We start from the raw sequence: 23013 nt of genomic DNA on the forward strand, positions 1-23013 counted from the left end.
ATCATGAGCACGGCTATTGAACGCGATTACCGGGTTTCCTCGCCAGGGGCGCCACTCAGGCGGGCCGCGTTGTGGTTCGCCGTCTTCATCGTGATGGCGGTGATCTGCCTGCCCGGCCTGTGGGTTGTGCTCAACGCATTTCGCTCGAACGTGGCGATCCTGTCGAACCAGCCGCTCTCCGATGCCAGCAGCTATACGCTCGACAACTTCCGCAACATGTTCGGCTTCGGTGCAATGGCCTCGCTGCCGATTCGTCAGTACTTTGTGAATTCGATGCTGATCTCGTTGGCGAGCACCTGCGCCGCGATCGTGGTCGGCGTGTTAGGCGGCTATGCGTTTGCACGCTTCGAGTTCCGCCACAAGAAGACACTGTTCGTGGTCCTGATGCTCACACGGGCCATTCCCGGCATCGCGCTTTCGTTGCCGATCTTCATGCTGTGGGCGTGGACAGGTCTGCTCGATACGCGCATCGGCGTCATCATCGTGTATCTCGCGATGAACGTGCCGTTTACCGTCTGGCTGATCGACGGTTTCTTTCGCGAAGTGCCGGCGGAACTCGCCGAGGCCGCCCAGATAGACGGTTGCACCCGCTGGCAGGCGTTCTGGCATATCGAGCTGCCGCTCGCGCGATCGGGCGTGGCGTCGGCGGCGATTTTCGCCTTCCTGACGAGCTGGAACGAATTCGCGCTGGCCTCGCAACTGTGCCGCAGTCCCGATACCAAAACACTCCCCGTCGGCCTGATGGACTTCACCGCGCAGTTCACGGTGGACTGGGCGGGCATGTGCGCGATGGCGGTGATCATCATCGTTCCGGCCATCGTGCTGACTTTCATTGTTCAGAAACACCTGATTGCGGGGCTTACGCTCGGCGGCGTCAAAGGATAAAACCACCATGACCGTTATCGAAAACGTCGAAATCCGGCAGGTCGACCTGCAGCCGAAAGTGCGGCGCACGGACGCCATCCAGTCGTTCGTCGTGCAGGAAACCATTCTGGTGACGATTCGCTGCAGCGACGGCAGTAGCGGAACCGGCTATACGTATACGATCGGCACCGGCGGCTCGTCGATCGTCGCGCTGTTGCACGATCATCTCGTGCCGCGGCTGATAGGCCGCAATCCCGCGGAGTACGAAGCAATCTGGCGCGATCTGTTCTTCCATACGCATGCAACCGCGGTGGGCGCGATCACCGGCCTCGCACTGGCCGCCGTCGATACGGCGCTATGGGATCGCAATACGCGCGTGGCGGGCCTGCCGCTGTGGATTGCCGCCGGCGGCGCGCAACAGCGTGTGCGCACCTACACGACCGAGGGGGGCTGGCTGCATCTGTCGCAAGACGAACTGGTCGAGCAGACGCTGCGGGCACAAGCCGAGGGGTTCCGTGGCGCGAAACTGAAAGTAGGGCGCCCGCATGTGTCGGAGGACGCCGCCCGCCTGACTGCCGTGCGCTCGGCTGTGGGCGACGGCTTCGAACTGATGGTCGATGCCAATCAGGGATTCACGCTGGCCGAGGCGCTGCGACGGGCGCACGCGTTTGAACCGCTACGGCTCGCATGGCTGGAGGAACCGATGCCCGCCGAAAGCCTCGACGCGCATCGGCGTCTGTGTGCTGCGACGACGGTGCCGGTTGCGGTTGGCGAATCGCTGTACCACCCGGCGCAGTTCGCCGAGTATGTGAAGGCGGATGCATGCTCGATCGTTCAGGCGGATGTTGCCCGCGTCGGCGGCATTACGCCGTGGCTAAAGGTTGCGCATATTGCCGAGGCGATGAACATTGAGATCTGTCCGCACTTCCTGATGGAGCTGCACGTAAGCTTGTGCGCGGCCGTACCCAATGCTAGCTGGCTCGAGTACATTCCTCAGCTGGACTCGTTGACTGGCACTTCGATCGTGGTGGAGCAGGGGTATGCCACACCGCCGGCGTCGCCAGGAATCGGTATCGACTGGGACTGGGACGCGATTCGCGCGCAACAGCGTCTGCACGTAGAGCTCGACACGCCGGTCAACGCCTGAGTACACGCGTAGCCTGCCGTTTGCCCCTGTCATGGAGTGTCGCATGCGCTTCTGTCTCGCCCTCGATCTTCGCGACGACCCGGCCGTGATGGCGGAGTACGACCGCTATCACCGGGAGGTCTGGCCCGAGGTGCTCGAGCATCTTCGGGCCTCGGGTATTCATGACATGACCATCTGGCGGCGCGAGAACCGCCTGGTCATGCTAATCGACGCCGATCCCGGATTTGCGCCGGAGCAGCTGGTCATCGGGCCGGGCACGCATCCGCGAGTGAAAGAATGGGAGACGCTGATGGCGAGCTTCCAGCAGCCCTTGCCTCATGCCGAGCAAACCGCTTGGCAGCCGATGGAGAGTGTGTTTCGTCTGGGCGAACAGATCTGACCAGGCCGCCGCGACGGGTGTCGTACCAGCGTTCGCTTACAATCTTCCAGTGCAGCCGCTACATTTACGATTGTGATTGAACGGGACGACACCGGAACTGAAGGCATGGAGAGCCAATGAATCCATCGGAACGCATTGACGAACTGATCGCAGGGCTGACGGATTGGCGCGGTAAGACTTTTGCCAGCGTGCGCAAGAGCATCCTTGGGGCGGACCCGGAGATCATCGAGGAATGGAAGTGGATGGGCAGCCCGGTGTGGTCGCGCGACGGAATGATCGCGGTGGCCAATGCCCACAAAGGGAAGGTGAAGGTCACCTTTGCCCACGGGGCGAGTCTGGCGGATCCGGACAAGCTGTTCAACGCGGGGCTCGAAGGCAACATGAGACGGGCGATCGACTTTCTCGAGGGCGATAAGGTCAATGACCGTGCCTTGAAAGCCCTTGTACGCGCCGCGATCGAATATAACCAGACCAAATTGAAGAAGAACGCGCCTGCAAGGCCTCGGGCGAAAACGGCTGAAACTAAAAAGCCCTGAGGCGCGGCGAACCCCTGCATGGGGTTTTTGTCTGGTTGACAATTGTAGACAATCTACTTAATTTAGATGTGTCGCCTGACTGGTTGACCGTCTGGACGGGCGGTGGCGGGTCGTGCGTTTGCCTCTCAATCCCAGTGAAGTGCGCCGCGATCACTAGCGGTTTGCTTACCCAGCAAAGGATAGGACATGTCAAAAGTTAGTATGGTTGTCCGCGCGGTGGTCGCGCTTGGCCTTGCGGCGCTCATGATGCCGGGCTATGGATCGACGCTGGATTCTGTCATCCAGGCGAAGAAGCTGCGCTGCGGCGTCATGCTCGACTCACCGCCCGCGGGTTTCCGGACGCCCGATAACAAGCCCGATGGCTTCGACGTAGCGTATTGCCAGGATATGGCGAAGGCGCTCGGCGCCGAGGCCGAGATTGTCGAAACGCCGTCGCCTGACCGTATCCCGGCGCTGGTGTCGAACCGGATCGACGTGCTGATTGCGTCGACCACGAATACCGCGCAGCGCGGCATCAGCGTGGCCTTCAGCCAGCCGTACATCAATTACGTGACCGTCGTGCTGGCCCGGAAAGGCGCAGGCATTCAGTCGTATGACAGTATGAAGGGACACGCTCTGGGCGGCGTCAATGGCACCTCGACCGAGCAGTTTCTGAACAAGTCCATCGCCCAGTGGAAGAACCCGAAGACGACCTATACCGGCTTCGCCTCCGATACCGAGGCCTATCTGGCGCTCCAGCAGGGGAAGGTCGATGCGATCCTGGTCTCGGCGTCCACCGCCGACCTGCTGGTGAAGAGCGGAAAGTTTCCGACGTTCGTCGTGGGCGGAACGGCAGACCTGTCCGACATGGATTCGATCGCCGTCAAGCGTGACGACTATCAGTTTCTGCAGTGGGTGAAGCTGTTTGTCTGGAATCAGGTGGCGTCGGGCCGGTACAAGGAACTGTATAACAAGTACATCGCGCCGGGCGAGCCGGCACCGCTCAATCTCAAGGGCGTCGACTACTGAACCCGCGATTGCGGCACCTCGGGACTGCGTCTGATTGGGAGTACATGTGTCTGGTTATACCTTTTACTGGTCTCTCGTTTGGGATGCATGGCCCGAACTGTTGAGCGGAGTGCGGCTGACAGTCGAGATCACGTGTCTCTCCGTCTTGTTCGGAACGCTGCTGGCCATGCCGCTGTCGGTTGCAAGACAGAATGGGCGGGGCGTCGCCGGAAAATTTTCGTCGGCATGGATCGAGGTGGCGAGAAACACACCAACGCTGTTTCAGGTGTACATGATGTACTTCGGCGTCGGCGCCCTCGGCATCAACATCTCGAGTTTCGCCTCGGTGCTGATTGCGCTGACTTTCAACAACGCGGGCTACCTCGCCGAGATCTTCCGGGGGGGCCTGGTTGCCGTTCCTCCGCAACAACTGAGAGCCGCTCGCTCCCTGGGCATGAGCCAGTGGCAGGCATACCGCAAGGTGATCTTCCCGCAGGTTTTCAGCCACGTGTTTCCGGCGTTCATCAATCAGGCTGTGTGGGCACTGCTGAATTCATCCTTAGGCATGCTGATCGGTTTGAGGGAGTTGACCGGTGCGGCCAACGCGGCACAGTCAGTCTCGTTCCGGAGTTTCGAATTCTTCCTGGTGACCGCGGGTATCTACTACGTGCTTGCCAAGGCCATCGAGTTCGGCTCGAAGATCGTGTTTCGCCGTGCCTTGAGGACCTAGCGTATGCAGTTCATTCTGGCGGATCAGGGCTTTCATTGGAGCGACGCGCAGTTTCTGCTCATCGGGGCGCTCCATACCCTGCTCGTATCGGTCCTTGCGGGAGGGATCGGAACGTGCGGAGGCATCGTCCTCGGCTGGCTTCGGCATGTGTCGCCGGGAATCCGTGTCGTCACCACTCCTTACGTCGATATCACGCGCAGCGTTCCGTTGCTCATCCAGCTGATTCTTGTCAACAGCGCGCTTTCGATATCTGGCAACGCGTTCAGCACGTTCTGGTTGAGCATCATTGTCCTGAGTTCGTCCATGACCGTGGTGACCTCCGAAGTGGTGCGGGGCTCGCTCGGATCGGTGCCGTACGCATACATCCGTGCGGCACGCTCGCTCGGCATGGGCTATTTCCAGACGCTCTTCCATATCTCCGCGCCCCTGGCACTGCGCACGGGGCTGAGTGCATGGATCGGGCTTCTGCTTGGATTGACGAGAGATACGGCGCTGGTAAGCGTCGTCGGATACGTCGAGTTTATGAAGTCGGCGCAGATACTCATCTCGCGTACCAATGAAACCTTGCCGCTGCTGCTTGGGGTCGGGCTGTTCTATTTCGTGATCTGCTATCCCGTGTCGCGTTACAGCGCTCATTTGCAAAGAGGCATCGCATCATGATCGAAATCCGTTCGGTCCATAAGAAGTTCGGCGAGGTCGAGATCCTGAAAGGGATCGATCTGGACGTGAAAAAAGGCGAGCTGCTGTGCCTGTTGGGCGCCAGCGGCTCGGGCAAGTCGACCTTGCTTCAGTGCATCAATGGGCTGGAGCCGATTCAGGGGGGATCGATCACGGTCGACGGTATCAATGTTCATGCGAAGGACACCAACCTGAATCGCCTGCGACAGAAGCTTGGAATTGTCTTTCAGCAGTACAACGCGTTTCCGCACCTGACTGCACTGGAGAACGTCATGCTTGCGCTGCGGCTGGTCGCCAAACGCAGCCGTAGCGACGCCCGCGCGATCGCGAAGAAGCATCTGGAGCACGTGGGTCTCGGCGACAAGGCGGATCTGTTGCCGACGCGGCTGTCGGGCGGTCAGCAGCAACGTCTGGCAATTGCCCGCGCACTGGCCATGGAACCGGCGTACATGCTGTTCGATGAGGTGACGTCGGCACTGGATCCAGAACTGGTTGGCGAAGTGCTCGACACGATGCGTCTGCTGAAATCCGAAGGCATGACCATGGTCGTCGTGACTCACGACATTTCGTTTGCGCGCCAGTCCGGCGACCGCGTCGCCTTTCTCCATTCGGGACAGGTCTGCGAGGTTGGGACGGTGGCGGAAGTGCTCGGCAGTCCTCGCGATGAGAGAACCCAGCGGTTTTTGCAGCGCGATTCGAGAGCGTGACGACAGTCGAAAGGTAATCGATCAGAAGTACGAAGGGCGTGCATTCGCCCGGCAACATCCATCTGCACAACCAAGGAGCGCCATGATTTCGTTTGACCTTAAAAATCGCGCGGCACTGGTCACCGGCGCCGCGTCGGGCATAGGCCTGGAAACGGCGAGGCTGCTCGCACGCTCCGGTGCCGCCGTGGCTATCAACTTTCTACCGAACGATCCGCGTGGTCCGGAGGCCGTGAAAAGCATTCAGGCAAGCGGCGGCACGGCGTTTGCGGCGCCGGGCGACGTAGGCAACCCGGGTAGCGCGGAAGAGATGGTCCGAACGGCCATCGAACAATTGGGACGTCTCGATCTTCTCGTGAATAACGCCGGCGTACCGGGCGTGAGCAAACCGATTCCGATCGCCGATCTCGACTCTGTCACCGAGGATCTCTGGACGGTCATCATGAATACCAACCTCATGAGCGTGTTTCGCTGCTCGAAGTTCGCTGCCAAGGCTTTGGCCGAAGCGAAAGGTGCGATCGTCAACACGGCTTCGATTGCCGGGTTCGGCTCGGTGAGCAGCAGCATCTGTTACAGCGCGTCCAAGGCGGCGGTGATCAATCTGACCAAAAACCTCTCCCGTTCGCTTGCGCCCAATGTTCGGGTGAATGCCGTTGCGCCGGGCGTAGTGGAAAGTTCGTGGGGGATCGGCTGGACTGAGGAACACAGGAAGGAATCGATCGAAAAGACGCCGCTCAAGCGCTGGGCAACCACGGCGGACGTCGCCGAAACGATTGCCTACCTGGGCTTCGGCGCACGGATGATGACGGGTCAAACGGTCATTATCGACGGCGGAATTTCCCTCTAACTTCGCGATCGGGCCCCGCAACAAGGCCCAGAATCACGTTGACGGATTGTAGATAATCTGCAATATTTAAGACAACCGACCCACTGTGGAGAGATGTCATGAGTACCGGCGAGCTTAACGATGGATTCCGTCAATGCATGCGCAGACTGGCTGCCAGCGTCAGCGTGATCAGTTGCGCTCGCGACGGTGGGTGGTTCGGTATGGCGGCCACGGCCGTTACCTCGCTCTCACTGGAGCCCTGCTCGATGGTGGTGTGCCTGAATACGTCGTCGTCGGTGATCGGACCGCTGATGGCCGAAGGGCGCTTCTATGTGAACGTCCTCAAACGCTCGCATGCGGATGTGTCGAGTGCGTTTGGGGGAAAGCTCAAGGGTTCGGAGCGTTTTGGCGCGGGCCATTGGGAAGGCGACACTCTGGGTATCCCCTACCTCACCGACGCGCAGGCCAATCTGCTCTGCAGCGTCGGAGAGACCATCAGATATGGGACCCATGTGGTCGTGATCGGCAAGGTCGAAGAGGTCCGGTTTGCCGAAGAGGTCAGTCCCCTCATTTACCAGGACGGGACCTACGTCACTACGGCGGCGCTCGCAGCCGCAGCAGCATGAACGGTAGCGGTTTTGATTGGAACGTAATCTGGAGAGTTGGATGAAATTCGGAATTTTCAGCCTCATGACCCTGCGTGATCATCCGCAAGGGGCCGCTGGTGTGATGAGCGATACGAAAACGATGGTGCAGGCCGCGGAACATCTGGGCTTCGACACGGCATGGTTCGCGGAGCATCACTTCTGCAACTATTCGATGTGTGCGTCGCCGCTGATGATGGCGTCCTACGCCGCGGGCTGGACCAAACGCATCAAGCTCGGTACGGGGGTGATCGTATTGCCGCTCTACAACCCTGTGCGGGTTGCCCAGGAGATCGCGCTGCTCGACATCCAGTCGGAAGGGCGCGCGGTAATCGGAGTCGGTACGGGCTATCAGCAGTTCGAATTCGAGCGTTTTCGCTTGCCTATCGAGGAAAAAGTGGAGATGTTCCTGGAGTACTGGAACGTCGTCGAGAGCGCGCTGCTCAATGGCGAGGTCGAATTCGAAGGTAAATACATCACGGTGCCCAGGTCGACCTTTGCCGTGCGGACTCTGCAGAGCCCGATACCGCCGGTGTATGTCACGAGCAGCCAGATTCCGCTGCTGGAGCGAATCCGCAACAGCAACGCCACGCCGTTTCTTGCCGCCAGTACGCTCGGTTCGCCGGTGCTGTACAAGATGGTCGATCAGCTCGATCAGAACTGGCGGGTGGTCGGTGTCGATCCGAAGACGAAGCCGTTGGCCATCATGCAGTACGTGCATGTCACGGACAGCCGCGCGGAAGCGCTCGAGGCCGGCGAGCGTGCACGCTATGTGGGTCGCATGGCCAACCACCTTCGTTTTAACGATCTCCCGATGGATGGCAGCTTCATCAGCGACGAGCCATTCGATGGGGAGCAGACGATTGAACAGTATGCGGCGAACACAGTCGTTGGCACTCCAGAACAGGTGGCCGAGCGGATCGTCCAGGATCTGCGCCGCCTGAATCCGACGCACTACGCCTGCAATTTCCAGTTTGGGTGCATGCCGCTCGAACGGGCCCGTCGTTCGTTGGAACGGTTTGTTTCTGAGGTTTTACCGCTGGTCGAAAAGGAATTGGGTCCGATCGAGCGGATCGGCCAGGAGCGGCTTGAAGGGCAGGTGCTCGTCAAGGCCTGATCCTGGCGTGTTGCTTGAACAGGAGGGTTTCCAATGAAATTCGCGCAATATCCCAGTCTTGTAGATCGCCATGTGCTGGTGACAGGCGGCGGTGGAGGCATCGGTGCCTCGCACGTCGAGCAGTTCTGGCGCCAGGGCGCACGGGTTGTGTTTATCGAACGTGATGAAGCGGCGGCACGCTGGCTGCTCGACAAGCTGGACGCGCCTGAAAACAGGAAACCGGTGTTTTTGCACGTCGATCTTTGCGATATAGCCGCAGTGCAGAGCGCGATCGCCGGTCATTGCGCACAGCATGGCGATATCGAGGTGCTGGTCAACAACGCCGCGCACGATGAGCGGCACGACCTGGAAAGCGTCTCGGTCGAATATTTCGACGAACGCATCGCGCTGAATCTGCGGCACCTGTTCTTTTGCGCGCAGTCGGTCGTGCCCGGCATGGTCCGCTCCGGCGGCGGGTCGATCGTCAATGTCGGCTCCTTCAGCTGGCGCGTAGGACTTGGCGGGATGCCGATCTACATTGCGGCCAAAGCGGCTATCGAAGGTTTGACGCGCGGCCTCGCACGGGATCTCGGTCTGCGCGGAATCCGCGTGAATACGCTCGTGCCCGGCTGGGTGATGACGAAGCGGCAACTCGAACTATGGGTCACAGACGAAGGCAAGGCCGAAATCCAACGGCGTCAGTGCCTCAAGGATCTGGTCATGCCGGACGATATCGCGCGGATGGCGCTTTGGCTCGCCTCCGACGACAGCCGCATGTGCAGCGCCCAGAGCTTTGTGGTGGATGGCGGCTGGAGTTGATACGGCCGCCGGTGTCGGATCTGATTTTTGGCGTCCCACGTGGCGCCTGAAGGCGTTGAATCTCGCTATCTGCGCTGTTGCCGAACTGCCGTACAATGTCGATTATCGACATTTTTTAAAGGCATCTCGCGGTGGTTCTGAAAACAAAGGCACAGGTGGGCGGCCTCGCTCCGAAAGTGGCGCTCGATAGCGTCGAGTATGCCGCGATGCAGATCAGGGACGCGATCGTCTCGGGGCGTTTTGCGCCAGGCACCCGGCTGATTGAAAGCCGGTTGACAGACCAGCTAAACGTTTCGCGGCACCCGGTGCGGGAGGCGCTGAAGCGTCTTAGCCGGGAGGGCTTCGTCGAAGTACGGCCCAACCGTGGTGCAATCGTCGCCGAGATCAATCCGGAAAACATTCTCGAGGTGTATGCAATCCGCTCGGCGTTAGGGACGATTGCACTGCGCGCGCTGGCATCGAAACCTGAACTGCTCACGGGCAGCGTCATCCGCGATCTCGAGCGGCTCACGCGCAACGCATTGCGCTTTGCCAAGGAGCCGGACCAGAACGCCTCGATCAACAATCACCTTGAGTTTCAGGACGCTATTGTCAAGGCGAGCCAGTTGGAGAAGACCGCGCGCTATTTCGAGGAGTTGACGGCCGAGGTGGTGCGCTTCAACAATCTGTTGAGCATGACCTATACAGATCGCGAGAAGGACGCGCTCGAGAGGATCGAGGCGCTCGCAAAGGCAATCAAGGACAAGGATTTCGTTTTGGCTGAGCAGATCTGGCAACACTCGTTCACGTTAGCGGCCGAGCGGTTCATTGAACGCATGGGCGACGATCACGCCAAAGCGCCGAACGCGAGCTGACGGCACCTGCAACGCCCTCCAATCCATACTCACGCATATCCATAGCTCAAATCTGTGGTTCTGCGCTGCGCATCACATTCCTATACTGACCCGTTGCTTCGGCAAACTGAATCCGCGGCTCGATCGTTTCGATCGCCGCCTTGCAGCCGGACACGCCCGGTCCGTGCGTTTTCAAAAAGGAATGAAGGCATGCAGGTCTCCAACGACACCGCCGCACAGTCGCGGCTCCAGGCGGCTTTATCCGCGTTGCCGGCTTTGGCTGAAGCGATCGGCGAAGACGCCGCGCAGCGCGAAACCAGGCGTGAGTTGCCGTTTGACGCATTCGCGCTGTTTCGCGAGTCGGGGCTGGGTGTCTTGCGTCTTCCGCTGGAGTGGGGCGGTTTAGGCGGGACGCTGGAAGACCTGTTTCATGTCGTCACCACTCTGGCTGCGCATGAGTCCAATGTGGCGCACGCCTTGCGGATTCATTACGACCTGACCGAGTCGCTGGTGCTCTCGCCGCGCTCCACGTTCAACGATATTCAGATCGAACGCCTGCAGAAGGGTGCGATCTTTGGCGGAGCATCTACTGAACTCGGAACCGCACGTCCTGGCGAAATCACCACCAGACTGGTACGCGACGGCGGACATTATCGCGTGTCGGGTCGCAAATACTATTCGACGGGAACCGCGTTTTCCGACTATGCGCGCATCAACGTGCAGGATGAGAATGACGAGACCATGCAGATCGTGATTCCGGTGACACGTGAAGGTCTGCAGGTTCTCGATGACTGGGACGGCATGGGCCAGCGCATGACGGCAAGCGGCGGTCTCGTGCTCGACAATGTGCGCGTCTATACGCATGAAATCGCTGCACGTGGGAGCACCACGCTGGCAGGACGGCACGGCGGCGCGTTGCGGCAGTTGCATCTGGTGGCAGTGGCTGCCGGGATTGTGCGCAACATCGTGGCCGATGCGCGACGCTACGTGACGCAGTTCGGCCGGCCCGTGTTGCATAGCCCTGCGCCCTCGGCGCGCGAGGATGGTTTCGTGCAACAGGTGATCGGCGACCTCGCAGCGCATAGTCTGTCAATCGACGCCCTGGTGCAGCAAAATGCGCGCACGCTGGACCGCTCGGCGAACGCGATCCGCAAAGGCGTGAGCAATGCCGAAGAACTGGTGCTCGAAGGTGCGCTCGCCACGGCCAAGACCCAACTGGTCGTGAGCAAACTCGCGCTCTATACAGGCGAACGTCTGTTCGAAGTCGGCGGAGCGTCGGCCACGGCGCGCTCGCATAACTTCGACCGTCACTGGCGCAACCTGCGCACGATTTTCAGTCACAACCCACTGCTGCACAAGGCGCGCGTGATCGGCGATTACGAACTGAACGGCGTGACCACACATCTGACCGAGGGACGGGTGTTCTAGCTGCTTGCGAATCGGTTTTGATTTCCTTAAGTTGCTGGCCGCATATCCTTGTGCAGATTTATTCGTGGCGTGATGCCGTTCGAGGGTTGAGAATCGTTCGACTCATCCCCTATGGATCCGCCGCACATCATGAGCCGAGACCTTCTCTTACTCCTCGAACCGGGCTTTACCGATCCGAAGCATCCTGGCGAGCGCTTCATTTGCCCCCATGGCGCGCCCATCGAAGGGCTTCTTGCAAGCGACCCATCGAAGAGCGCCAGCCTCGACATCCAGCGTTTGCCGTTTGCGCGTCCACGCGAGGTGGCGATCCAGGCGCTCGATGCGGATCATCAGGGCCTGCCCGTGCTGATCCTCGGCGACGAGGCGCCGGTGCCCGACGACGCGCAGACGCTAGGCAGCAAGCGTTTCGTCACCGACACCAACCGCATTCTTGCGCTGCTCGCCGAACGTCACGGCTTCCCGAAGGTCCATTGACGCTGTCTGGCGGGCCCTCCACCGGTCCGCGCAGTCGAGCCGGTTGCGGGGCTGCGTTACACGCCGCTTGCACTTGCGCTCGCGAGGCGAGCGAAGACGATCCCGCTACGGAGACTTTCTCATGAGCCACGCTGCCGGCCGACGCGCGCCGCGCCAGTTGCATCTGAACATCAATATCCTGCACTCCGGTTTCGTCCCGTCAGCGTGGCGAATCGCGGAGGCGGATCCGCACGCGTTCATCGATGTCGGTCATTACGTCCGCGTCGCGCAGATTGCCGAGGCAGCGAAATTCGATGCCGTGTTCCTCGCCGATAACGCGTCGATTGCCGATCAGATTAACTTTCGTCCGATCACCGCGCTCGAACCGACGGTGCTGCTGGCGAGCATCGCGGCTGCTACTTCGCGCATCGGTGTGATCGGAACGGCATCGACCAGCTACAACGAGCCGTATAACATTGCGCGGCGTTTCGCGACGCTCGATCACGTCAGCGCAGGGCGCGCCGGCTGGAACGTCGTCACGACAGCCGACCTGGCCTCGGCGCGCAATTTCGGCCGCGAGGCGGTGCCCGACCACACCGAGCGCTACGCGCGCGCGGCCGAGTTCACCGAGGTGGTCAAGGCGCTCTGGGATAGCTGGGAAGACGACGCGTTCATCGGCGATAAAACCAGTGGACATTTCGTCGATACCGGCAAGGTTCATCCCGTCGCCCACCGCGGAAAATATTTCGATGTGCAGGGGCCGTTGAACCTGCCGCGCTCGCCGCAGGGGCATCCGGTACTCGTGCAGGCCGGAGCATCGCCAGATGGCCGCGACCTCGCGGCACGCCATGCTGAAGCAGTATTCTCTGCCTCACAGTCGTTTGAAGAGTCGCTCGCCTATGGCCGCGAGCTAAAGGCCCGCGCAGCAAGCTATGGGCGCAATGCAGTGAAGGTGTTGGCAGGCCTGACGACCATTATCGGCGCCACGGAAAGCGAAGCCTTGCGGCGACGCGACGAACTGGTCGATCTGATTCCCTGGAGCTACAGTGTGACGCGCCTCGCCGGCACACTAGGCATTCCCGCGGACAAACTCAAGCTCGACGAGCAACTACCCGACAATCTCACGCTACCGGGTGGCGGCAATGGTAACCATACCTTCTTTCACGCAACCATCGCGCAGGCCCGGCGGCATGGCTATACGGTGCGAGAGCTGATCCGTTCGCTTGCGGGCGGCGGTGGGCATCGCGTGATCGTCGGGACTCCCGAGCAGATCGCCGATGACATCGAGCATTGGTTCAACGCCGGCGCCGCCGATGGCTTTAACCTGATGCCCGACGTTCTGCCGGGCGGCCTGCAGGATTTTGCCGATGGCGTCGTGCCGCTCCTGCAACAGCGCGGCATTTTTCGCACCGACTATGAAGGCCGCACGCTGCGCGAGCACCTCGGGCTCGCGCGCCCCGATAACGGACGTGTCTGGCAAAAGAGCGCCTAGGGCCGCCCGTCGATTCCTCATTTTCTCCGTCCATCACCATGACCCAACGCACTGGCCAATTGCGCCTCGGCGCTTTTCTCTATCCCTCAGGACACCATATCGCAGCATGGCGTCATCCCGAAGCGCAGGCCGATGCTGGCGTCAATTTCAGGCACTACGTGAAGCTGGCCCAGGCGGCGGAAGCGGCAAAATTCGATCTGGTGTTTCTCGCGGATGGTGTCGGTACGCGTGGCGACAATGTGGAGTTTCTCAGCCGCACGGCGCACAGCTACGTCGCGCAGTTCGAACCGATTACGTTGCTATCCGCGCTGGCGGCCGTCACGGAACATGTGGGTCTGGTTGCAACGGCCTCCACCAGCTTCAACGAGCCGTACCACATCGCCCGCAAATTCGCGTCGCTCGATCACATCAGCGGCGGGCGCGCGGGATGGAACCTGGTCACTTCGTCCAATGAGCATGAGGCAAAGAACTTCAACCGCGACAAGCATTTCGATCACGCGGAGCGCTACGAGCGCGCAATCGAATTTGCCGAGGTAGTAGGGGGTCTGTGGGACAGTTGGGAGGACGATGCATTCCTGCGCGACAAGGATCAAGGGCGCTTCTTCGATCCGGAACGGCGACACGTCCTTGATCACAAGGGGCGCTTCTTCCAGGTCAGGGGCCCGCTGAATGTAGCCCGTTCGCCGCAGGGGCATCCGGTCGTCGTGCAGGCTGGATCGTCGGAGGCGGGGCGCGACCTTGCGGCCCGCACGGCCGAGGTTATCTTCACAGCGCAGCAGACGCTCGAGGACGCCATCGATTTCTATTCGGACGTCAAAGGGCGCCTCGCACAATATGGCCGGCACCCGGACGACCTGAAAATCATGCCTGGCGTGTTTCCCATCGTGGGCCGCAGCGAAAGCGAGGCGCGGGAGAAATTCGAGCAGTTGCAGGCGCTGATTGATCCAAAGGTGGGTCTTGCACTAGTGTCAGGGCTGACGGGCGGTTTTGATCTATCGGGCTATCCGCTCGACGGTCCGATCCCCGAATTGCCCGAGACGAACGCGAGCAAGAGCCGTCAGTTGTTGACGCTTGAGTTGGCGAGGCGCGAGAATCTGACGATCCGGCAGTTGTATCTGCGGGTAGCGGGTGCCCGAGGGCACTGGCAACTCGTCGGTACGCCAGCGCAGATTGTCGATCAACTCGAGGATCGCTTCGTGAAAGGCGGTGCCGACGGTTACAACGTCATGCCGCCGGTCCTGCCGGCCGGGCTGGACGATTTTGTCGAACTCGTGATCCCCGAACTCAGACGACGCGGCCTGTTCCGCAGCGAATACGAGGGCCGCACGTTGCGCGATAATCTGGGACTTCGACGACCGGTCAACCGCCATGCGCGAGCCGCGTGAGGCAACGAGGGAACCCGATGAGCACCATCCACAATGAAGTCGATCTCGATGCCGATGGACGTCATGTCGGTTATCTGCGCCTGCCTTATTCGGTGCATCGCTCCGCGTACGGATGGGTGCCGATTCCGATCGCGTCGGTGCGCAACGGCGATGGCCCCGTCGTGCTGCTCATGGGTGGCAACCACGGCGACGAATACGAAGGACAGGTACTCGTTTCCAGCCTGATTCGCGAGATCGAGCCTCAGTGGGTGCGCGGTCAACTGATTTTCCTGCCGATGGCGAATTTTCCGGCCGCTGCGGCGGGTCTCAGGACTTCGCCGCTCGATGGCGGCAATCTGAACCGCAGTTTTCCAGGTGATGCCCAAGGTTCGCCAACGGCGGCGATCGCCGATTACATCGAGCACACGCTGCTAGCGCGCTCGCAATATCTGATCGACGTGCATTCGGGCGGCAGTTCGCTGCTCTACGACGGCGCCAATATGCTGGCCATCGAGCCGCGCGATCCTGAGGAAGAGGAGCGGCTCAAAGCGTTGCTCGCCGCTTTCGGCTTACCGCGAGCGTTTTTGCATCGGCCGAATCCCGTCCATGCAGCGACCGCAGCGCGCCGCCAGGGCGCCATCTCCATTCTCACTGAACTCGGAGGCGGCGGTACCGTGCAGGCCAGGCTGCTGCGCGATGCGCGGCAAGGCCTGCTGAGTCTGCTGGGTTTCATCGGACTGCTGAGCGGCCCGCTCGTGCCCGACGGGCCACCCGCACAAACACGCTTCTTTACTGTGTCCGGCTCACGTCATTACGTGTATGCCTACGATCGCGGCGTGTACGAGCCGCTCGTCGAACTCGGCGACCAGGTCGTGACCGGCCAGCCCGCGGCACGCATTCATTTCCCGGATACGCCGCTGCGTGAGCCGGTCACGACGTTCTTCGCGGCAGCGGGCGAGGTTGTCTGCAAGCGCGTGCCGGCCGCAGTCGAGCGTGGCGACTGTCTATTCCATCTCGCCGAACCCGTTTGAAAGCAATCCGAAATAAATAGTCCGCCAATATTGCGGCAATTCTAACGCTTTATTCTCGATCGAATAATCCGTTAATGCAGCGCGAATTATATATATGGACTCCCTGGAATAACCATACGTAAATTGTTTGGTTCGATCCTCAATAGCAGCCTGTTATCTTCTTTTTAATTCGACGGACATCAAGGTCGGACGGAAAAAAGATTCAACAAAAAAGGGGAAACACGATTCCCCTGTCTGCTATGACATACGAAATCATCGATACCACATTGCTGGATCCCGTTGCGCAGCCTTTGCTGGATGCGTTGAATGTCGAGTACACCACCCGCTATAGCGAGTTTCGGGCCGCCGGGTCTGCCACGGTGAGCGAAGAGCTCGCACGCTATCCGGCCGAACTGTTCGTGCCGCCCGAAGGGGCGTTCATTGTGATCCTGCGCAACGGAGAGACGGTCGGCGGCGGTGCTTTCAAGCGCTATGACGCGACGACTGCGGAACTCAAGCGCATCTGGACCCATGCGAGTCAGCGGCGTCAGGGTCTCGCGCGCCGCGTCGTTCAGGAGCTCGAAACGCGGGCGATACGCCAGGGTTATCGCCGGGTGTATCTGACTACCGGTTTCCGGCAGCCGGAGGCTGCTGGACTCTATACCAATACCGGCTACGAAGCCCTGTTCGATCGTTCGATCGCACCGGAGATCCATTTTCGTCTTCCGTTCGGCAAGGATTTGCTGGAGCCGGGCCGCACCGATTCGCTACGCGATCTGATCCACCCTGGGCCGCTCGGCCGCCGGTAGGAAAGTACGCGTATTGCCCGTCGATCAGATCGTCTATTTCAACAAGGCATATCAAGTGATGAAGCAAAGTCGGAAAGTCTTATTGGCAGTGGCCGGAACGTTCTTCGCTTTGGCACTGGGCGTGGCCGGTGCGGCGTGGGCCGCGAGCACGTTCAATCTGAGCCCGGATCAGCACGATCGTGTCCGGGCCACGCCTGATGCGGCGGCGATCAAGGCCGTGCCGCCTTCGTTTCAGTTCGCCTCCAAGGACGAACTGGTGATCGGTATGGCAGTCGCGTGGCCGCCGCTTGGCGCGTACGCCACGGACGAAAAGACGGTGGTCGGATTCGACCCGGACCTCGCGCAACTGGTGGCTGACGGCCTCGGCCGCAAGCTGAAAATCGTGGTGCTTGCCTGGGAAGACTGGCCGCTTGCCTTGCAGTCGGGCAAGGTCGATGCAGTTTTATCGAACGTGACCGTGACCGAAGAGCGCAAGGAGAAATTCGACTTCTCGACCTATCGTCGCGATGTGCTCGGGTTCTACGTAGCGGATTCGAGCCCGATCAAGGTGATCCGTGAACCGAAGGACGTCGCAGGACTGCGTGTCATTACCGATTCTGGAACGAACCAGGAAAAGATCCTGCTCGCGTGGGACAAGGAAAATGTCGCGCATGGTCTGAAGCCGGTTCAGGTTCAGTATTACGACGACATCGCCGTGCGCGATGTGGCGCTGCGCTCGGGACGTGCCGATGTGATTCTGAGCGTTAACTCGGCGCTCGCCTACGAGGCCGCGCAGAAGGGCGGCATACGGGCGGTGGGTACTATCAGCGGCGGCTGGCCGATCCTGGCCGATGTCGCGATTACCACCCGCAAGGGTAGCGGTCTCGCTGCGCCGCTCACGCTGCTGCTGAACGACCTCATTAGCAGCGGGAAATACACTCAGGCTCTCGACCGCTGGAGTCTGGGCTCCGAAGCGATCGACAAGGCCCGGACAAATCCGCCAGGTCTGCCGAAAAGCTAGCTTGGACAGGCAGCGCGAGCTGCCCGGATGAAGCTCTGCTTTATCTCTTCGCCGTATCTCATCAGTATTACTAAGAACTAATAGATTGCTCCTCGCACTGCTGAAATCAGCCGGTGTGGCGGAGCGTTGTCTTCGCCTACCACCAACGGACAGTTCGATGCGCAAGAAAAACAGGAAAAATGAGGCTGCCGCGGCCGCCACCGGAGTTCGTATAAAGTTGCTCTCGGCCGCTGTTCTGGCGATTACATGCAACGGCGCGGCATGGGCACAGGGCGCAACTGCGCCGGCGCAGGCGAGCGATGCCGCAGCGACCGCGGCCGGAGCCCAGCCCGCGGCAACAGTCCCTAACGCGGCGCAGTCCGAGAAAACCGCTCCGGCAGCGAAACACGCTGTCGCTAACGGTACCGTGCAGCAGGACACCGTCGTCGTGACCGGCACACGCACGAGTACAAAGGCGAGCCAGAGCCTGACCCCGATCGACGTGATCAGCGGCGCGCAGTTGCAGTCCACCGGGCAGAACAACCTGCGGGACGCACTCGTCAAACTGTCGCCGTCAATTACGCGCGAGACCTATGCTGGCGATACGGCGCAGTTGACCGATGCGCTGTCGCTGCACGGCCTGACGCCGGACCACGTGCTCGTGCTGGTGAATGGCAAGCGTCGCCATACGACAGCCAATATCGCGCTCGACGGTGGTCTCAACCAGGGTTCGACGGGCGTCGATATCGACATGATCCCGGTCGCGCTGATCGATCACATCGAAATCCTGCGTGACGGTGCTTCGGCGCAGTACGGATCGGACGCGATTGCCGGTGTGATCAACATCATCCTGAAGTCGGCCTCGCACGGGGGCTCGCTGCAGACGACAAGCGGCCAGACTTACGACGGCGACGGCTTCAAGAATGGCGAGTCCGCCAATATCGGCCTGAATCTCGGCGATCATGGCTTTCTCGACCTCGCAGCAGAATATGACCGCCAGAATCACACGGTCCGCACCGGTCCCGACGATTATTTCGGAACCTTCCAGCCGGGGCATGGCTACTACAACCCGATCGAGGGCGACCCGGCCAGCACACGGGAGTCAGTGGGCTTCAATGCGGGGTATTACCTCGGCGACGACGTCGAACTGTATGGCTTTGGCACCTACGCTCACCGCGATGCCGAGGCTTACCAGAACTATCGTCCGCCTTCGGTGTTGCCGCAGGTGTATCCCGGCGGCTTCGTGCCCACTGAGACGGTCAACGAAAACGACTATTCCGTCACCGCGGGCGCCAAAGGCCAGAATCTGTTCGGCTGGTCCTGGGATCTGAGCACGACCTACGGCGGCGACAATGAAGGCATAGGCCTGGTCAACTCGGCCAACACCGCACTGTACGCGGCGGATGGATTTACGCCGACCAGTTTCCACCTTGCCACCGTCAGCAACACGCAACTGACGAACAACCTAGATCTCTCGCGGGCGTTCCAACTGCCGCTGCTGCCGGCACCGGTCAACGTGTCGTTTGGTCTTGAACAGCGGCGTGAGACCTACAGCGTGGGGCCCGGCGATGAGTATTCCTATCTGTTAGGTGGAGCACAGGCGTTGCCGGGGCTTGCGCCTGTTAGCGCCAGCGACAACTCACGCAACGTGCTCGGCACGTATATCGACCTCTCGACCCACCTGACGCAGAAGTGGACGGTCGATCTGGCGGGACGCTTCGAGCATTACAGCGATGTCGGCGACACGACGAACGGCAAGATCTCGACGCGCTACGACTTCACGCCGCAGATTGCAGTGCGCGGCAGTGTCAGTACCGGATTCAGGGCTCCCTCTCTCGCCGAGGAGTACTACAGCAACGTCAACGAATCGCCGGCATCGGTTAGCGGCCTTCTGGCGGCCAATTCGGCAGCGGCGAAGCTGATCGGCGCGCAGCCATTGAAGCCAGAGGAGTCGACCAACTACAACATCGGCCTCGTGCTGACGCCCGTCAAGAACCTCAATGTGACGATCGACGCTTACCAGATCGACATTCGCAACCGGATCGTCGAAGGCGGCACGGCCTCTGGCGCGGCGGCGATCGCAGCAATGGAGGCCGCAGGGTTGTCGGTGCCGAGTTCGGTGCCAGCGTCAGCGGTGTCTGCGAGCTACTTCACGAACGGTGCGAGTACGCGTACCCGTGGCCTCGACCTGTCCGGCACCTGGCACACCAGCTTTGGTGCATATGGACAGATGGACTGGGATCTCGGTGTGAACCTGAATACAACGTCGGTCACGCACGTGGCGAACGGGGCGAATGGTCAACCAGAACTCAACGCGCAGCAGATCGCGTGGCTGACCACGGCGACGCCGAAGAACAAGATCATCATCGGCGGCACCTGGCATCTCGACAAGTGGGGCGTGAGTCTGCACGAGACGCGCTTTGGGTCGACCTCGAGCGAGGAAACCTACATCGTGGGGCCTAATGCGTTCTCGACGACGCAGTTCATCCACTTCGAGAACGCAGCGCGATACGTCACCGACCTCGAGGTCCGGTACGACGTGACGAAGCGATTCCAGATAGCGGCGGGGGCGAACAACCTGTTCAACGTCTATCCGTCGAAGCTCCCGTACCAGGCTCAGCTCGAAGGCGCGCAATACGATGCGTTTGCTTCGACGATCGGCGAGGACGGCGGTTTCTACTATCTGCGTGCCCGCTACACGTTCTGACGTAATTCATCATATGCATAGCAAAATTTGCTCGAACGACATCGGCTTGCGATGGCGATAATGGAACAAGCGGATGTCACCCGGCAAGTTTCCCGTAACTCTGTTCCCGCGCAAGTTTTAGTGTGCGGGGAGGTATCGATATGTCCTATTCCCTTTCAATTCTCGACAAAAGTCCGATTGCCGACGGAACGAATGCTCACGACGCGCTGCGCTTTACCGTCCGGCTCGCGCAACGTGCGGAAGCGTTGGGTTACAAGCGTTACTGGATTGCAGAGCATCATGGCGCGCCAGGGCTCGCCAGTTCCGCGCCTGAGATTGTGGTGTCCCATCTGCTCGCGCATACGTCGCGCATCCGCGTGGGTTCCGGTGGCGTGATGCTGCAGCATTACAGCCCTTTTAAGGTGGCCGAAGCGTTCCGCGTGCTCGCGTCTCTGGCGCCGGGCCGCGTCGACCTGGGCGTCGGCAAGGCGCCGGGCGGCTTGCCGCTGACGACGCGCGCGCTTCAATGGTTTCACGACAAGACAAAGAAGCCTGACTTCGCCCATCAGCTCGCCGAACTGGACGCGTTCCTCAAAGCGGGCGTGGACGTCGATCATCCTTTGGCTGGAGCAATCGCGTTGCCCCAGCCGCCCGAAGCGCCGCAAGGCATCCTGCTAGGCGGCAGCCCGGAAAGTGCTGCGCTTGCCGCGAAACACGGCTGGCAATTCTGCTATGCCGGTCACTTTAACGGCGATAGCGACAGCATCGGCCGCTCCATTGATACGTACCGCGACGCGACAGGACGTACGCCGCTGCTCGCGCTCTACGCGTTTGCTGCGGAGTCCAAAGCAGAGGCTCAACGTCATGTTGGTCCATTGCGTATTTTCAAACTGCGGCTCGCCACAGGGCAGAGCGTGAATCTTCCCAGCCCCGAGGCCGCAGCGGAGTTCGCGCGGCAAACCGGCGTGAGCGATTACCGCCTCGACGAACTGCATCCGCACGTCGTTACCGGTACCGCAGACGATGTGCATCAGGAACTCGACGCATTGCACGAGCGCTTCGGCATCGAGGAATTCGTAATCGACACCCCCGTAGCGGACTATGCGCTGCGACTCGCTTCGTTCGAAGCACTATCCCCTGTAGAACAGGCCGAGCGCGTCTGACCGCTCCTACATTCACGCTCATTTTCGTTTACCGGATCCAATCATGACCCAGCGAAATCTCACTTTCGGCATCATGCTGCATGGCGCAGGCGGCCATATGAATTCCTGGAAGCATCCGGCTGGCCCCGCCGATGCCAGCGTCAACCTCGATTTCATCACGGGTATCGCGCAGAAGGCGGAGGCCAACGGCGTTGCATTTGCTTTCGTAGCCGATGGCCTTTATATCAACGAGAAGTCGATTCCCCATTTCCTGAACCGTTTCGAGCCGATTTCGATCCTGTCGGCGCTGGCGACCGCCACCTCGAAGATCGGTTTGGCGGGCACGCTCTCGACTTCGTACAGCCATCCGTTTACGGTAGCACGGCAGTTCGCTTCGCTTGACCTGATTAGCGGCGGACGCGCGGGATGGAACGTCGTGACCTCGCCGCTCGAAGGCTCCGCGAAGAACTATGGCGGCGAGCATCCCGATCACGAACTGCGTTATCAGATCGCCGACGAATATCTGGAGGCGGTGCAGGGACTATGGGACAGTTGGGATGACGATGCATTCGTGCGCGACCGCGAGAGCGGACGTTTCTTCGATCGCGAGAAGTTGCATACGCTCAACCATAAGGGCCGCTTCTTCGAGGTGGCGGGCCCGATCAATATCCAGCGTTCACCTCAGGGACAGCCGGTGATTTTCCAGGCAGGCTCATCGGATTCCGGCATTGCGCTTGCCGGCAAGTATGCGGATGCGGTGTTTACCCATTCGCCATCGCTCGAAGAAACGCGGGCGTTCGCGGAGAGCGTGAGGCAGAGCGCAGTCGAGCACGGGCGCGCGGCGAGCGATGTCAAGATCTTCCCGGGCATTGGGCCGATCGTCGGCGCGAGCGCAGAGGAGGCGGAAGCGAAGTACCGCGTGATCCGCGACCTGATCTCGATAGAGGAGGCGCTCGCCTATCTGGGCCGTTTCTTCGAACATCACGACTTCACTCAATACCCGCTTGACGAGCCGTTCCCCGAGCTGGGTGACCTCGGCAAAAACAGCTTCCGTTCGACCACCGACCGCATCAAGGCCGAAGCGAAGAAGAATGGCTCGACCTTGCGCGAGGTCGCATTGGAAGTGACGACACCGAAGCCGCAATTCATCGGCACAGGCGAGCAGATCGCGGACGAACTGATTCGCTGGTTCGACGCCGGTGCGTCCGATGGTTTCATCCTGGGTTTCCCGGTGCAGGCCGAAGGTTTCGACGACTTTGTGCGCCATGTGATCCCGGCGCTGGAGGCGCGTGGCCGCTATAGCCGCACGCTGGCCGGCCAAACGCTGCGTGATCATCTTGGGTTGCCGCGACGCGAAAGCCGCTACGCTGCCGCGGAAACGGCATGACTGACGTAGCGCGAGGCAGG

General features: G+C 60.7%; 23 protein-coding genes. All 23 read left to right on the forward strand.

All coding sequences use genetic code 11. The annotated features are described in order from the left end of the window. Positions 1–3: 3 nt before the first annotated feature. The 23 genes from BUS06_RS12270 to BUS06_RS12380 all read left to right on the forward strand — a co-directional run bounded on the left by BUS06_RS12270 (position 4) and on the right by BUS06_RS12380 (position 22993). Entirely contained in the window at positions 4–885 is an 882-nt protein-coding gene (locus BUS06_RS12270; RefSeq protein WP_074264497.1) for a carbohydrate ABC transporter permease, read from the forward strand. Positions 886–892: 7 nt separating this feature from the next. Next, positions 893–2011: a mandelate racemase/muconate lactonizing enzyme family protein gene (locus BUS06_RS12275; protein WP_074264498.1), complete on the forward strand. Its 1119-nt coding sequence runs from the start codon at positions 893–895 to the stop codon at positions 2009–2011. Between the two features lie 43 nt (positions 2012–2054). Then, on the forward strand, positions 2055–2390 hold the full coding sequence (locus BUS06_RS12280) for an L-rhamnose mutarotase (protein ID WP_074264499.1): 336 nt from the start codon (positions 2055–2057) through the stop codon (positions 2388–2390). A gap of 116 nt (positions 2391–2506) precedes the next feature. Continuing rightward, positions 2507–2926, forward strand: coding sequence for a DUF1801 domain-containing protein (locus BUS06_RS12285; RefSeq protein WP_074264500.1), 420 nt, complete (start codon positions 2507–2509; stop codon positions 2924–2926). 186 nt (positions 2927–3112) lie between these two features. Further along, positions 3113–3934 (forward strand): transporter substrate-binding domain-containing protein, encoded by an 822-nt coding sequence (locus BUS06_RS12290; protein WP_074264501.1) that lies wholly within the window; start codon positions 3113–3115, stop codon positions 3932–3934. A gap of 46 nt (positions 3935–3980) precedes the next feature. Next, positions 3981–4643: an amino acid ABC transporter permease gene (locus tag BUS06_RS12295; RefSeq protein ID WP_074264502.1), complete on the forward strand. Its 663-nt coding sequence runs from the start codon at positions 3981–3983 to the stop codon at positions 4641–4643. Between the two features lie 3 nt (positions 4644–4646). Next, complete coding sequence (locus tag BUS06_RS12300; RefSeq protein WP_074264503.1) at positions 4647–5303, forward strand: amino acid ABC transporter permease; 657 nt, start codon at positions 4647–4649, stop codon at positions 5301–5303. Next, positions 5300–6028: an amino acid ABC transporter ATP-binding protein gene (locus tag BUS06_RS12305; RefSeq protein WP_074264504.1), complete on the forward strand. Its 729-nt coding sequence runs from the start codon at positions 5300–5302 to the stop codon at positions 6026–6028. Before BUS06_RS12300 ends, BUS06_RS12305 begins: the two co-directional genes overlap by 4 nt. Positions 6029–6110: 82 nt before the next feature. After that, positions 6111–6872 (forward strand): SDR family NAD(P)-dependent oxidoreductase, encoded by a 762-nt coding sequence (locus BUS06_RS12310; protein ID WP_074264505.1) that lies wholly within the window; start codon positions 6111–6113, stop codon positions 6870–6872. 98 nt (positions 6873–6970) lie between these two features. Then, positions 6971–7477, forward strand: a complete 507-nt coding sequence (locus tag BUS06_RS12315) for a flavin reductase family protein (RefSeq protein WP_074264506.1) — start codon at positions 6971–6973, stop codon at positions 7475–7477. 40 nt (positions 7478–7517) lie between these two features. Beyond that, the gene (locus BUS06_RS12320) at positions 7518–8612 is read left to right on the forward strand and encodes an LLM class flavin-dependent oxidoreductase (protein WP_074264507.1); all 1095 of its coding nucleotides are present in this window, start codon (positions 7518–7520) and stop codon (positions 8610–8612) included. Positions 8613–8645: 33 nt separating this feature from the next. Then, positions 8646–9410 carry an SDR family NAD(P)-dependent oxidoreductase gene (locus BUS06_RS12325; RefSeq protein WP_074264508.1) on the forward strand — a complete coding sequence of 255 codons (765 nt, stop codon included), beginning with the start codon at positions 8646–8648 and terminating at the stop codon, positions 9408–9410. A gap of 131 nt (positions 9411–9541) precedes the next feature. Further along, the gene (locus BUS06_RS12330) at positions 9542–10264 is read left to right on the forward strand and encodes a GntR family transcriptional regulator (RefSeq protein WP_217272807.1); all 723 of its coding nucleotides are present in this window, start codon (positions 9542–9544) and stop codon (positions 10262–10264) included. Between the two features lie 189 nt (positions 10265–10453). After that, the gene (locus tag BUS06_RS12335) at positions 10454–11671 is read left to right on the forward strand and encodes an acyl-CoA dehydrogenase family protein (protein ID WP_074264509.1); all 1218 of its coding nucleotides are present in this window, start codon (positions 10454–10456) and stop codon (positions 11669–11671) included. A 129-nt stretch (positions 11672–11800) separates the two neighbouring features. Next, complete coding sequence (locus BUS06_RS12340; RefSeq protein ID WP_074266061.1) at positions 11801–12145, forward strand: DUF3088 domain-containing protein; 345 nt, start codon at positions 11801–11803, stop codon at positions 12143–12145. Between the two features lie 121 nt (positions 12146–12266). After that, the gene (locus BUS06_RS12345) at positions 12267–13616 is read left to right on the forward strand and encodes an LLM class flavin-dependent oxidoreductase (protein WP_074264510.1); all 1350 of its coding nucleotides are present in this window, start codon (positions 12267–12269) and stop codon (positions 13614–13616) included. Between the two features lie 38 nt (positions 13617–13654). Continuing rightward, positions 13655–15001 carry an LLM class flavin-dependent oxidoreductase gene (locus BUS06_RS12350; protein ID WP_074264511.1) on the forward strand — a complete coding sequence of 449 codons (1347 nt, stop codon included), beginning with the start codon at positions 13655–13657 and terminating at the stop codon, positions 14999–15001. A gap of 17 nt (positions 15002–15018) precedes the next feature. Continuing rightward, complete coding sequence (locus BUS06_RS12355) at positions 15019–16011, forward strand: succinylglutamate desuccinylase/aspartoacylase family protein (RefSeq protein WP_074264512.1); 993 nt, start codon at positions 15019–15021, stop codon at positions 16009–16011. Between the two features lie 239 nt (positions 16012–16250). Beyond that, positions 16251–16799: a GNAT family N-acetyltransferase gene (locus BUS06_RS12360; protein WP_074264513.1), complete on the forward strand. Its 549-nt coding sequence runs from the start codon at positions 16251–16253 to the stop codon at positions 16797–16799. 58 nt (positions 16800–16857) lie between these two features. Then, the gene (locus BUS06_RS12365; protein WP_074266062.1) at positions 16858–17799 is read left to right on the forward strand and encodes an ABC transporter substrate-binding protein; all 942 of its coding nucleotides are present in this window, start codon (positions 16858–16860) and stop codon (positions 17797–17799) included. 157 nt (positions 17800–17956) lie between these two features. Beyond that, complete coding sequence (locus BUS06_RS12370; RefSeq protein ID WP_074264514.1) at positions 17957–20485, forward strand: TonB-dependent receptor plug domain-containing protein; 2529 nt, start codon at positions 17957–17959, stop codon at positions 20483–20485. 140 nt (positions 20486–20625) lie between these two features. Continuing rightward, a complete protein-coding gene (locus BUS06_RS12375) occupies positions 20626–21627 on the forward strand; it encodes an LLM class flavin-dependent oxidoreductase (protein WP_074264515.1) in 1002 nt (333 codons plus the stop codon). Positions 21628–21670: 43 nt separating this feature from the next. Continuing rightward, on the forward strand, positions 21671–22993 hold the full coding sequence (locus BUS06_RS12380; protein ID WP_074264516.1) for an LLM class flavin-dependent oxidoreductase: 1323 nt from the start codon (positions 21671–21673) through the stop codon (positions 22991–22993). The last annotated feature ends 20 nt before the right edge of the window (positions 22994–23013 follow it).

This window comes from Paraburkholderia phenazinium (assembly GCF_900141745.1).
GTDB lineage: Bacteria > Pseudomonadota > Gammaproteobacteria > Burkholderiales > Burkholderiaceae > Paraburkholderia > Paraburkholderia phenazinium_B.